Source organism: Micromonospora sp. CA-240977, assembly GCF_050942285.1.
In the GTDB taxonomy this organism is placed as follows: domain Bacteria; phylum Actinomycetota; class Actinomycetes; order Mycobacteriales; family Micromonosporaceae; genus Micromonospora.
In genome coordinates this window covers 1,103,919-1,116,521 of record NZ_CP192055.1, presented here as the reverse complement: position 1 = coordinate 1,116,521, position 12,603 = coordinate 1,103,919, and the positions used below count along the sequence as shown (strand labels likewise).

11 protein-coding genes are annotated in these 12,603 nt (G+C 73.4%); 4 read left to right on the top strand and 7 right to left on the bottom strand.

The genetic code is table 11. The features are described 5' to 3' along the window. Window positions 1–42: 42 nt before the first annotated feature. The 3 genes from ACQPWW_RS05310 to ACQPWW_RS05300 form a co-directional block, all read right to left on the bottom strand. Entirely contained in the window at window positions 43–321 is a 279-nt protein-coding gene (locus ACQPWW_RS05310; protein ID WP_355027866.1) for a hypothetical protein, read from the bottom strand. 162 nt (window positions 322–483) lie between these two features. After that, entirely contained in the window at window positions 484–3,027 is a 2,544-nt protein-coding gene (locus ACQPWW_RS05305) for a bifunctional FO biosynthesis protein CofGH (RefSeq protein WP_433129689.1), read from the bottom strand. A 205-nt stretch (window positions 3,028–3,232) separates the two neighbouring features. Beyond that, on the bottom strand, window positions 3,233–4,234 hold the full coding sequence (locus ACQPWW_RS05300; protein ID WP_433129687.1) for a hypothetical protein: 1,002 nt from the start codon (window positions 4,232–4,234) through the stop codon (window positions 3,233–3,235). A 98-nt stretch (window positions 4,235–4,332) separates the two neighbouring features. Between ACQPWW_RS05300 and cofD the strand changes: the two genes are divergently transcribed. Together cofD and ACQPWW_RS05290 are read left to right on the top strand one after the other, a co-directional pair. Beyond that, a complete protein-coding gene (gene cofD / locus ACQPWW_RS05295) occupies window positions 4,333–5,280 on the top strand; it encodes a 2-phospho-L-lactate transferase (RefSeq protein WP_433129685.1) in 948 nt (315 codons plus the stop codon). Further along, window positions 5,277–6,362: a coenzyme F420-0:L-glutamate ligase gene (locus ACQPWW_RS05290; RefSeq protein ID WP_433129683.1), complete on the top strand. Its 1,086-nt coding sequence runs from the start codon at window positions 5,277–5,279 to the stop codon at window positions 6,360–6,362. The genes cofD and ACQPWW_RS05290 overlap by 4 nt, the downstream gene beginning before the upstream one ends. Window positions 6,363–6,472: 110 nt before the next feature. Here the strand turns inward: ACQPWW_RS05290 and ACQPWW_RS05285 are convergent, their stop codons facing one another. Continuing rightward, window positions 6,473–7,471 (bottom strand): winged helix-turn-helix domain-containing protein, encoded by a 999-nt coding sequence (locus ACQPWW_RS05285; protein ID WP_433129681.1) that lies wholly within the window; start codon window positions 7,469–7,471, stop codon window positions 6,473–6,475. A 287-nt stretch (window positions 7,472–7,758) separates the two neighbouring features. After that, window positions 7,759–8,805 (bottom strand): hypothetical protein, encoded by a 1,047-nt coding sequence (locus tag ACQPWW_RS05280; RefSeq protein ID WP_433129679.1) that lies wholly within the window; start codon window positions 8,803–8,805, stop codon window positions 7,759–7,761. Between the two features lie 54 nt (window positions 8,806–8,859). On the opposite strand from ACQPWW_RS05280, the gene ACQPWW_RS05275 reads away from it, so the two are divergent. Further along, window positions 8,860–9,453, top strand: coding sequence for an NUDIX hydrolase (locus ACQPWW_RS05275; RefSeq protein ID WP_433134158.1), 594 nt, complete (start codon window positions 8,860–8,862; stop codon window positions 9,451–9,453). Here the strand turns inward: ACQPWW_RS05275 and ACQPWW_RS05270 are convergent. Further along, a complete protein-coding gene (locus tag ACQPWW_RS05270) occupies window positions 9,422–10,513 on the bottom strand; it encodes a mannose-1-phosphate guanylyltransferase (protein WP_433129677.1) in 1,092 nt (363 codons plus the stop codon). The genes ACQPWW_RS05275 and ACQPWW_RS05270 overlap by 32 nt on opposite strands. 64 nt (window positions 10,514–10,577) lie before the next feature. Further along, window positions 10,578–11,723: a glycosyltransferase family 4 protein gene (locus tag ACQPWW_RS05265; protein WP_433129675.1), complete on the bottom strand. Its 1,146-nt coding sequence runs from the start codon at window positions 11,721–11,723 to the stop codon at window positions 10,578–10,580. A gap of 154 nt (window positions 11,724–11,877) precedes the next feature. On the opposite strand from ACQPWW_RS05265, the gene ACQPWW_RS05260 reads away from it, so the two are divergent. Beyond that, complete coding sequence (locus tag ACQPWW_RS05260) at window positions 11,878–12,567, top strand: TIGR03089 family protein (protein ID WP_433129673.1); 690 nt, start codon at window positions 11,878–11,880, stop codon at window positions 12,565–12,567. The last annotated feature ends 36 nt before the right edge of the window (window positions 12,568–12,603 follow it).

Below are 12,603 nucleotides of genomic sequence, written 5' to 3'. Positions count from 1 at the left end.
ACCTCACTGGGCGGGGACAGGACGGCAGTGCGGGGAGTCGGGTCAGCGCCGGGCGGCGCGCCGCAGCCGGTCCGCCAGGCCGCGGTCGCGTACCTCGATCCGTGTCTCACCGACGAAGACGTCCATCGTTCCGGATCGAGCATCGCGCAGGTGCACGACGATCGGTTCGTCGGCACGTCCGGCCGCGCCGGGGGCGTTCTGCGCGGCCGACAGGCCCGGCACGGTGAGCGCGGCGGCGCCGAGAGTGGCGCTGGCCGCGGCGGTCAGTGTCTGCCGGCGGGTCAGTCGCGGCCACTGCCGCTTCCGCTGATCACTGGTCATGGGCAACCTTTCCGGCGGCGGCGCGAACGCGCCAGCGGGGACGGACGGGTCCGACGCCGTCCATCGACGCCGCCGGGCCCCCGAGGGGACACCGGCGGTGGTCGTGGCCGCGACCGCCGCCGGCATCGCGTGGTACGGCCGGCGGCGGGGAAAGGTTCGACGTCAGGGCCGGGCGTGACCGTACGCAGTCGACCGCTTGCGCGCCGGCCGGCCGGCGGCCTCGGCGATGGCCCGCAACTGCTCCTCGGTACGCGCCGACCCGTTGTCGGAGCCGGCCATCCGGGAGATGGTCTCCTCCATCAGCGTGCCGCCCAGGTCGTTGCAGCCACCCTGGAGCATCGCCACCGTGCCCTCGTCGCCGAGCTTCACCCAGGAGCACTGGATGTTGTCGATCCGGCCGTGCAGCAGCAGCCGGGACATGGCGTGCACCGCCCGGTTCTCCCGCCAGGTCGGCCCGGGGCGGGCGATGCCGGCCAGGTAGATCGGGGCGTTGGTGTGCACGAACGGCAGCGCCACGAACTCGGTGAACCCGCCGGTGCGGTCCTGCACGCCGGCCAGCACCCGGAAGTGTGCAAGCCACTGCCCGGGGTGGTCGACGTGGCCGTACATCATCGTGGAGCTGGACCGGATGCCCAGCTCGTGGGCGGTGCTGACCACGTCGACCCAGGCGGCGGCCGGGAGCTTGCCCTTTGTCAGCACCCAGCGCACGTCGTCGTCGAGGATCTCCGCGGCGGTGCCGGGGATGGTGTCCAGCCCGGCCTCGCGCAGCTGCGTCAACCACTCGCGCACCGGCACGCCCGCCTTCGCGGCGGCGGTGACGATCTCCATTGGCGAGAACGCGTGCACGTGCATCTCCGGCACCCGGGCCTTGATCGCGCGCACGATGTCGGCGTACCCGGTGACCGGCATCTTCGGGTCGATGCCGCCCTGGAGGCACACCTCGCTGGCACCGGCGGCCCACGCCTGCTCGGCCCGGTCGGCGACCTGGTCGACGGAGAGCCGGTACGCGTCGGCGTCCCGCTCACGCTGGGCGAAGGCGCAGAACCGGCAGCCCACGTAGCAGACGTTGCTGAAGTTGATGTTGCGGTTGACCACGTAGGTGACGTCGTCGCCGACGGCGTCGCGGCGGACGTCGTCGGCGAGCCGGCACAACGCGTCGAGCGCCGGCCCGTCCGCGCCGAACAGCGCCAGCGCGGCGTCGGTGTGCCGGGGATCGAGCAGCGCCGCCGGGTCGTCGGCGGCCAGCCGCAACCCGGCCGCCAGGTCACGGTCCGCGCCGCTCCCGGCCGGCGCCGCGGGTACGCCCGCCCGGCGCGCGGCCGCCTCGGGGGTGACCTTGCCGGCGACCTCGGACCAGTCGCCGTAGACGCTGTCGAAGTCACCGCGCCGGTCGTCGGTGCGGCCGGTGGTGTCGATGGTGGCGTGCAGGTCGGTGCGCCCGCCGAACACCTCCTCCGGCTCCTGCCAGGGACGACCCTGCGGTCGGGCCGACTCGACCGCCATGCCGGTCGCCGGGTCGGCGAGGGCGTTCACGTGCGGCAGCAGCCGCGGGTCCAGCCACGGGTCACCGGCGCGCACGTACTCCGGGTAGATGGTCAGCCGCTCCCGCAGCGCGAACCCGGCCAGCTCGGTGTGCCGGGCCAGCTCCTCGATCTGCGGCCACGGGCGTTCCGGGTTGACATGGTCCGGGGTGAGTGGCGAGACACCGCCCCAGTCGTCGATCCCGGCGCGCAGCAGCAGGTCGTACTCGCCCGCGATGAGGTTCGGCGGGGCCTGGATGCGCGCCTTCGGGCCGAGCAGCAGCCGGGCCACCGCCACAGTGGCGGCCAGGTCGTGCAGCTCCGCGTCGGGCATGCCGCGCATCGCCGTGTCCGGCTTGGCGCGGAAGTTCTGCACGATCACCTCCTGGAGGTGGCCGTACTCCCGGTGGGCGCGGCGGATCGCGAAGAGCGCGTCCACCCGCTCGGCCGGCGTCTCGCCGATGCCGATCAGGATGCCGGTGGTGAAGGGCACCCCGACCCGGCCGGCGTCGTCGAGCACGCGTAGCCGGACCGCCGGCTCCTTGTCCGGTGAGCCGTAGTGCGGGCCGCCCGGCTCGGACCAGAGGCGGGTCGCGGTCGTCTCCAGCATCATGCCCATGCTCGGGGCCACCGGCTTGAGCCGTTGCAGCTCCGACCAGGACAGCACGCCCGGATTGAGGTGCGGCAGCAGGCCGGTCTCCTCCAGCACGGCCACCGCGCAGGCCCGCAGGTAGTCCAGTGTGGAGTCGTAGCCCCGCTCGTCGAGCCAGCTCCGGGCCGCCGGCCAGCGCTCCTCCGGCCGGTCACCGAGCGTGAAGAGGGCCTCCTTGCAGCCCTGGGCGGCACCGGCGCGCGCGATGGCCAGCACCTCGTCGCGGTCCAGGAACGGCGCGGGCAGCCGGTGCGGCACCGTGGCGAACGTGCAGTAGTGGCAGCGGTCCCGGCAGAGCCGGGTCAACGGAATGAAGACCTTCTTCGAGTACGTGACCACACCCGGCCGCCCGGCGTCGCGCAGCCCGGCGTCGCGGATCCCACCGGCGATCCGGAGCAGTTCGTCGAGGGCGTCTCCGCGGGCGGACAGCAGCGCTGTCGCCTCGTCGACATCCAGCGCCCGCCCCGTCGCGGCCCGGCCCAGGGCCCGCCGCACGCTAGCGTCGCTCGGGCCAGATTGGATGCGATCAACCATCCGCTCAGCCTATGCGCAGCGCGAGCCCGCCCCGCCAGTCCCAGCCCGCACCGTGAGAAACGGCCCACCTGGTTCGCACCGGCGGGGCTACCGGCGATCTCGCCGCGCCAGCCACCGGCGATCCGGCAACACGGTGATCAGGTGATGAGGAGTAGGTGCCAGGAGCGCTGCCGACCTACTTCTCATCACCTGATCATGGAGTCCCTCAGCGGGGCTGGTCGGGGTGCTCGCCCGGCTTGATGTACTGGGTGCGGTCGTCGTCCGGATCGGCCGGGCGGGTGATGGCCTGCGTCGGGTCGGCGGCGGCCGGGTCGGCGGGGCGAGGGATGGCCTGCGTCGGGTCGGCGGCGGCCGATTCGGTGGGCTGACGCGGGATGGTCTGCGTGGGATCGGCCGAGGACGGCTGTCCGAACGGCGGCGCGGCCGGGGACGGCGGCGCGGAGTTGACCGGCGGGGCGGACTGCGGGAACGGCGGAGCCGACTGCGGGGCGGCCTGGAACGGCGGGGCCGACTGCGGGTGCGGCGGGGCCGACTGCGGGGCCTGGAACGGCGGCGACGGCTGGGCGTACGGGCTGGCGAACTGACCCGGCTGGTAACCGCCCGGCTGGCCGGGAGCGGGCCACCCGCCCTGCGGCTGACCACCGGGCTGCCCCGGTGTCGGCCAGCCACCCTGCTGCTGCGGCCAGCCCGGCTGCGGTTGGCCGTAGACGCCCGGCTGGGGCTTGGGCCGCGGCACGTAGTAGTGGGTCCGCCAGATGGTGTAGACCGCCCAGGCGGCGACCGCGAAGATCACCATCCAGGCGAACCGGGTGAGCACACCGAGGAGCGCGTCCAGCACCTCGGCATCGGCCAGCCGCCCCACCGTCCAGATCAGCAGGGTCAGCGTGCCGAACAGCGCGCTGACCCCGTACTCGCCGAGGGCCACCTGCGTGATCAGCTTGGCCTTCGGCACCACCGGCGAGATGTGCGTGGCCAGCAGCACGGCCAGCAACGGCAGGCCCACCGCCTCCACCCCGACGAACGTGCCGAAGGCGTCGCCCGCCTGATCGATGGAGGAGCCGTCCGGAGCGATCAGCCGGAGCAGGCCCACGAAGAGGAACACGGCGTTGGCGCCGAGCAACGCGAGCGCGGCGAGTTCGCGTAGTGGCTTGGTCAGCTGACGGGCCTGCGCCGCGTCGGCGGACGCGGGCTCGGCGGGGCTGGTCACGAACTCCCCCTCGGGGCATGAGCGGACAGGGCGCACGTGAGCCTAGTCTCCCGGGCCAGCAGCGGACCGGAGGCGTCACGTGCGCGAGGATGGTCGTCATGCACATCGTGGTACTGACCGGCGGCATCGGCGGCGCCCGGTTCCTGCTCGGCGTCCGGGCGTACGCCCGCGAGGTCGGCGCGGAGGTGACCGCCGTGGTCAACGTCGGCGACGACCTGTGGATGCACGGGTTGAAGATCTGCCCCGACCTGGACAGCGTCATGTACACGCTCGGCGGCGGCGCGGACCCCGAGCGGGGCTGGGGTCGGGTCGGCGAGAGCTGGACGGTGAAGGGCGAGTTGGCCGCGTACGGGGCACAGCCGGACTGGTTCGGCCTCGGCGACAAGGACATCGCCACCCACCTGGTACGCACCACCATGCTCAACGGCGGTTACCCGTTGAGCGCGGTCACCGAGGCGCTGTCCACCCGCTGGCAGCCGGGCGTACGCCTGCTGCCGGCGACCGACGACCGCCTGGAGACCCACGCGGTGGTGGAGGACGAGCAGGGTCAGCGGGCGATCCACTTCCAGGAGTGGTGGGTACGGCACCGGGCCGACATCCGCACCCACCGCTTCGTCTTCGTCGGTGCGGAGACGGCGAAGCCGGCAGCCGGGGTGCTTGACGCGATCGGCTCCGCCGACCTGGTGCTGATCGCCCCGAGCAACCCGGTGGTGAGCGTCGCGCCGGTGCTTGCCGTACCGGGGCTGCGGGACGCGGTGGCGGGCGGCCCGGCACCGGTGGTGGGCGTCGCGCCGATCATCGGCGGCGCTCCGGTGCGGGGGATGGCCGACCGGTGTCTCGCCGTGTTGGGTGTCGAGTGCAGCGCCGCCGGGGTGGGCCGCCTCTACGGGGGCCGGTCGGAGGGCGGCCTGCTGGACGGCTGGTTGGTGGCCGAGGAGGATGCCGGCACTGTGGTGCCGGGGGTGACGGTCCGCGCGATGCCGCTGCGGATGACCGACGAGGCGGCGACGGCGGCCATGGTCCGCGCCGCGGTGGAGTTGACGTGAGGCTGGAGATCCTGCCGGTGCTCGGCATCGGCCACGTGACCGAGGGTGACGACCTGGCGGCGATGATCGCGACCGCTGCGCCGTGGCTGCGGAACGGGGACGTGCTGGTGGTGACCAGCAAGATCGTCTCCAAGTCGGAGGGGCGGCTGGTCGACGTCCCGGCGGACGGGCCCGAGCGGCTGGTCGCACGGGACGAGATCCTGGCCGGGGAGACCGCCCGGGTGGTCGCCAGTCGGGGGCCGACCCGGATCGTGCAGACCCATCACGGTTTCGTGATGGCCTCCGCGGGCATCGACGCGTCGAACGTGGACAAGACCCAACTGGTGCTGCTGCCGGTCGACCCGGACGCGTCGGCACGGGCGCTCCGCGACGCGCTGCGGGAGCGCTACGACCTGGACGTGGCCGTGATCGTCAGCGACACCATGGGCCGCCCCTGGCGCAACGGGCTCACCGACGTGGCGCTGGGCGTGGCCGGGATGCCGGCCATCCGCGACCACCGGGGCGAGGTGGATCCGTACGGCAACGAGCTTCAGCTGACCCAGATGGCCGTGGTGGACGAGCTGGCCGCCGCCGGTGAGCTGATCAAGGGCAAGTGCGATCAGGTCCCCGTCGCGGTCGTGCGGGGCTACCTCTCCGCCACCACCCCGGACGACGCCGGTGGCGCGCGGGCGCTGATCCGCGACGCGGCACAGGACCTCTTCGCGCTCGGCACCGCCGAAGCCCGCGCCGCCGGGCTCGCCGACGCCGCCACCCTCGCCGATGGTCACGGCCCCACGCCGGCCGACCTGACAGCGGTACGACGGGCGATCGACGCGGTCGCCGGCGTGGTCGCCCCCGGCACGGTCTTCACACTTGTCGACGAGGCCGAGGTACGCGCCGGTCTGGTCGCCGAGATGCCCGGCTGGCCGGACGGGGCCACCCTGGTGCTCGGCTCGGCCCCCACCCCGGTCGACCCGATCGGCCTGGTTCGCTTCGGCGCCGACCTGCACCGACTGCGCGCCGCCCTGGCCGCCCAGGGCGTCGGGTCGACACTGTTGCCGCCACCGCCCGGCAGCCCGGCGAGCGCCGCGCTCGCGCTGTGAAGTGACGGCCGGGCCGTCCGTGCAAGCAGCCTGGCGCGCTGCGGGCGGTGAGTGACGGCCCGGTCATCCGTGCGAGCAGCCCGGCGCTGCGGGCGGTGACCGTTGCTGGGTCAGGCGTCCAGCATGGCCCGGCCGAGCGGGGTCAACGTGTGCAGCACACTGTTGCGGTCCCGGTGGCTGACCAGCAGGCCGGCGTTGCGCAGCACAGTGGCGTGTTGGCTCGCCGCCGCCGGTGAGATGTTGAGCCGGCGGGCGACCTCGCCGGTGGTGCAGCCCTCGTCGCTGGCCTGCAACACCGCCGCCCTGGTGCGGCCGAGCAGCGCGGCGAGCGAGTCGCGGGCGGCAGTGGACCGGGCCGCCCCGGTGCCGTCGACCGACGCCAGGCCGCCCAGCCGGTCCACCCGGTAGACAAGCACCGGCGGCAGGGCCGGGTCGAGCAGGGCGACCGGCGTGTCCGCGCAGAAGAAGGACGGCACCAGCAGCAGCCCCCGGCCGTCCAGGTGCAGCTCCCGGCTGTGCGGGTAGTTGCGGACCTCGAGCACCCCACCGTCCCAGCGCATGGCCGGCCGGAGGCTGGTGAGCAGGCCCTCGACACCGCCGTCGAGCAGCGCCCTGGCCCGGTGCGCCCGGTCCGCCGCGACGGCCGACTGGATCCGGCTCCAGTACGGGTTGATCGCCAACGACCGGTACTGGTTCATCGAATCGGCGAGGTGGTGCAGCACCTCCACCTCACCCCGGGCCAGCGCGGCTGCCGAGGGCGGCAACTGGTTCTCGGCGGCGAGCACGCTCAGGTCCCGCCGCAGCATTCCGGTCGGGGTGCTGCGGAGCGCGTCCAGCCCGGCCTCGAAGCCGTCGACGCTGGCGTACGGGGTGAGGAAGTCCGGGAAGTAGCCGCGCGGCGGGCTCAACGCGAAGAGCAACCGGAGCTGCTCGGAGGCGACGTCCTGACGCAGCCCTCGGGACACGGTGCGCCGCCAGTTCGCCGTCAACGGGTCGCGGTTGCGGCTCTGCAAGGCGTGCACGCTGAGGACCAGCTCCCAGACCGGGTCCGCCGCCGGCGCCACCCGGGTCCGGAGGATGTCCTCCCCGGAAAAGTGGATCTTCAGCATGGAGTGCTCCAGTGTCGCCAGCAGAGGGATGCCGGGTGACCGTTCGACTCTACCCGGCCGGCACTAATCTCCATCTTTAAGCCTGGACTGAAAAACCTCGACGTCGCCGGAGCGGTTCGACATGCTTCCAATGCCCGAACAGGGTGCCGGTGCGTCCTCGACGCCCCGGCGCCAGGGCATCGGGTCTGGGGAGGCCCCGGTGATCGGGCGGCACCACGAGGGTCTGCGGCCCTTGCTCCGCAGAGGTGCCGTCCGGTCATCCAGCCCCCACCGCATCACCCACTCGCTCAACCAACCCAGAGCGCGACCCGGTGATCCTCGTCCGTGACGTAGAACGGTCGCCCGTCCAGCTCGGCCACCCCCTCCACGTGGTGGAACGGCGCCAGGTCCCGCACCGGCTCGCCGACCAGCCGGCACACGTCGTCCGACCCGCCGGCCGGGAGTTGGAAGCGGACGTGCCGAGACGTGACGTCACCGCCGCCCGGGTGGTCGTCGAGCAGCACCGAGCCCTTGCCGAGCGCGTCGATCGAGCCGATCACGGCCGCGTACCCGCCGTCCGACGTCGGGGTGATCGCACGGAAGCCGGTCAGCTTCCCCGGCGGGGTCACCCCGGTCAACGCGTACGCGCGCAACGCCCCCGGCCACGCCGGCTCCGCCGCGAACATGCCCGGCACACCGGCCACCTCCACCAGGATCGGCTCACCGGCATCCGTCACCGGGAACCGCAGCCCGAGCAGCACCGTCCCGCCCGGCGTGAAGGCGGCCGCCTCCACGTTCAACGGCAGGTCGTCCGGGGCCAGCCGGCTCACCCAGCGCTTCTCCCGGGCGGTCCCCCGCGCCAGCGTCTCCACGATGAACCGCTCCCGCACCCGTTCCCCCGGCGGCAACACTGTCAACGGCGACCCGGCGAGGGCGTCGTTCACCGCCCGGTGCAGCCGGAACGAATTGCGCACCACGTGCACCGGTACCGGCCCGTCCGCCGCGTCGTCCTCCCGGAAACGGGCCACGAAGGCGCGCCGGGGCCGCAGCGGGCCGGCCTTCGAGCCGAAGTGGGAGCCGAAGACGTACACCCAGCCGTCGTGATGGGCGAGCGCCTCGCCGTCCTCGGTCCGCCCGTTCTCCACACCGGCGTCCGCAAGCACGTGCCGGGCCGTCCACTCGCCGTCGTCCCGCTCCAGCAGCAACGCCAGGCAGCTCTCCACCGGCCCCTCGTCCAGCACCGTCCAGAAGCCCCGCCGCGCACCGTACGCGCGCAGCAGCGCCATCGACCGCACCGGCAGCAGATCGCTGGCCTCGTTGCCGGCCACCACGAATTCGACGAGTCGCAGGGTCACCGCGCCAGCGTACGGAGCACCCGCTCGTACAGTGGCGGGGTGTCCGACACCTCGATCACCGCCCAGCCAACCGACCCCGCAGCGTACGCGCCGCTGCACGCCGACGCCGTCGCGCTGCTCGACGGCTGGCAGCCGACCAGCCCGGCCGCCTCCACCGCACGGGACCGGACCCTCGCCCTGCTCGCGGACGGGCCGATCGCGATGAGCCGGCAACACCGCCCCGGGCACGTCACCGCGAGCACACTGGTGCTGGACGCCACCGGCACACGGGTGCTGCTCTGCCTGCACGTCAAGTTCGGTCGTTGGGTGCAGCTCGGCGGGCACTGCGAGCCGGTCGACCAGACCCTGGTGGCCGCCGCGCTTCGCGAGGCTACCGAGGAGTCCGGGATCGCCGGCCTGCGCATCGACCCGGTGCCTATCGACATCGACGTGCACGAGGTGCTCTGCCAGGGCGGCTCACGCCACTACGACGTCCGGTTCGTCGTGGTCGCGCCGCCCGGTGCGATGGAGCAGGTCAGCGACGAGGCCGAGGAGTTGGGCTGGTTCCCGCCGGACCAACTGCCCGAGCCGCTGGCCGGCGGGACCGTACAACTTGTCGCGCCGGCTCTCGCGGCCGTCAGACGTAACTCTCTTCTCCGCGCGCCTTGAGCTCGTCGACCAGGGCCTTGACGCCCTGGGCCCTGTCGCGCGGGCAGACCAGCACCGCGTCCGGGGTGTCCACCACGATCAGGTCGCGCAGCCCGAGGACGGCCACCAACCGACCGGACTGCGGCACCACCACCAGGTTGGCGCTGTCCCGCAGGAGCACCCCCGGCTTGGCGTCGGTGCCGAGCACCACGTTGCCCGCCTCGTCGGCCGGCAGCACCTCACCCAGGGTGTGGAAGTCGCCGACGTCGTTCCAACCGAAGTCGCCAGGCACCGTCGCGACCCGACCCGCGGTGGCCGCGCCCTCCATCACCGCGTAGTCGACGGAGATCTTCGGCAGGGTCGGCCAGATCGCGCCGAGCACCTCGTCCTGCTCGGGGGTGCCCCAGGCGGCGGCGATCGCGGCGACGCCAGCGTGCAACGCCGGCTGCTGGCGGGCCAGCTCGGCGAGGAAGACATCCACCCGCCACACGAACATGCTCGCGTTCCACAGGTGCCGGCCGGACCGGACGTACGCCTCGGCGACTTCGGCGTCCGGCTTCTCCTTGAACTCGCTCACCGGCCGCCACGGGGCGTCGGTGGCCTCCTCGGCGGTCTCCAGGTAGCCGTAGCCGGTCTCGGCCCGGGTGGGGGTGATCCCGACGGTCATCAGCATTCCCTGCTCGGCCCCCCGGACCGCCTCCTGGACCGTGCGGACCCAGCTGTCCGGGTCACCGATCAGGTGGTCGGCCGCGAAGCTGCCCATCACCGCGTCCGGGTCGCGTACCGCGATCACCGCGGCGGCCAGGGCGATCGCCGCGCAGGAATCCCGGGGGGACGGCTCGACCAGGATGTTCTCCTCGGGCAGACCGGTCAGCTGCCGGGCCACCGCCGCGACGTGCGCGGCACCGGTGACCACCAGGGTCCGATCCGGTGTGGTCAGCGGCGCGAGCCGCTCCACTGTCGCCTGGAGCAGCGAGGAACTGGTGCCGGTCAGCGGGTGGAGGAACTTGGGGTGGCCGGCGCGGGACAACGGCCACAACCTTGTGCCGCTGCCACCTGCCGGAATAACCGCATAAAGCATCCGCACATCATGCCCGACGCACCTGCTGGCAGTGGCACGGGTCACCACCAGGGGACCCGGGGGGTCACGAACGGGCGCGACTCCAGGCGGCGATGTGCACCTCGGCGCTGGACTCCCAGGTGAACTCCTTGGCCCGGTCGAACCCCGCCTTCGCCAGCGACAGCCGCCGCTGCTCGTCGTCGAGCAGCGCGGCCAGGTCGGTGCCGATCTGCTCCGGGTCCTCCGAGGTGTACGCGACAGCGTCGCCGCCCACCTCGGGCAGCGAGAGCCGGGGCGTGGTCAGCACCGGGGCGGCGCACGCCATGGCCTCCAGGATCGGCAGCCCGAACCCCTCGCCGTAGGACGGGTAGGCGGCGACCAGTGCGCCGCCGAGGAAACCGGGCAGGTCGGCGTAGCGCAGGTAGCCGGGGCGCAGCAGGCGCAGGTGCGACGGGACCTCGGCCACCGCGCGGTCGATGTCGTCGTCGTGCCCCTGCCCACCGGCGATCACCAGGGCCGGCGGCTCGGCCCGGTCGGCCACCGCGTGCGCCCAACCACGGATCAGGTTGGGCACGTTCTTGCGCGGCTCCTTGGCGCCGAGGAAGGCGACGTAGCTGCTGTTGCCCAGCCCCAGCCGGGCCCGGACGCGGGCCTTCTCCTCCTCGGTGGGGGCGTGGAAGGCCGCCTGGTCGACACCGTGGTAGGCCACGTCGATCCGGGTCGGGTCGGCGTCGAGCAGCCGGATCAGCTCGTCCCTGGTGGCCTTGCTGGGCACGATCACCCGGTCGGCGCGGCGCAGCGAGGTCTTGATGGCGCTGCGGAAGAACGTGCGGCGGGATTTGTCGTAGTGCTCCGGCTCGGTGAAGAACGTCGCGTCGTGCACGGTGACCGTGACCGGACACCCGGCCCGCAGCGGGCAGGTGTAGAAGGGCGAGTGCAGCACGTCGGCGCTCACCTGCTGGGCGAGCAGCGGCAGGCCGGTCTGCTCCCAGGCGAGCCGGGCCGGGCGGTGCGCCACGGCGGCCGGAGCGGGGATGATCTCCGCGCCGGGCAGCATCCGGGTGTAACGCTCCAGGTCGGTGCGGAGGCTGACCACCGCCAGCTCCACCCCCGACCCGCACACCTTGCCGAGGGCACCGAGCAGACCATCGACGTATCGACCGACGCCACCACGGTCGGCGGGGACACTCGTGGCGTCGATGAGCACGCGGGGCGGGCGACCGGCGGTCACGGGGCGACTCCTTGCACTGGCGGGTCTGTGGGGAACAACACTCCGGGTGTCAAGCCTACGCCGGAGCGCGGGGCCGACGCTGACTGCGACCCGACGGTACGCCGAGTTGTCATCGTCATCGAGTACGGCCCGCAGGGGCGTATCGTTCGCGCCGATGGCCGACAACATTGCCCGGGTGTTCGCCGACGCGATCGCGAGCGACCCGACCCGACCGCTTCTCACCTGGTACGACGATGCCAGCGGTGACCGCACCGAGCTCTCCGGCGCCACACTGGCGAACTGGGTGGCGAAGACCGCCAACCTGCTCGTCGACGAGGTCGGGCTCGCCCCGGGCACCCCGGCCGGGGTGCTGCTGCCGCCGCACTGGCAGACCGCGGCGGTCCTGCTGGGCTGCTGGTCGGCCAAGTTGAGCGTCATGGACACGCCGGGCGACGTCGACGTGCTGTTCGCCGCCGCCGACCGGCTCGACGAGGCGCAGTCCTGGCCGGCCGACGAGCGGTACGCCCTCGGGTTGGCTCCGCTCGCCGCCCCGCTCCGGCAGGTGCCGCCCGGGTTCGCCGACTACGTGGTCGAGGTACGTCGGCACGGCGACCACTTCCACCCGCAGCCGGGGCCGGGCCCCACCGACGAGCACCTGCTGGCCCGGGCCGAGGCCCGCGCCACGGAGCTGGGCATCGAGGCCGGCGCCCGCGTCCTCGTCGACGCCGCCCGCTACCCGGACCCGGTCGACTGGCTGCTGGCCCCGCTCACCCGGGCCGCCACCGTCGTGCTCTGCGCCAACCAGGACCCCACCCGCGTGGCCGCCAGGCTGACCACGGAGAGAGTCACGCACCCCCTCCGGTAGTCCGGTCGCCGTGCCCCGGGGGGCGCCCGAGCCCAG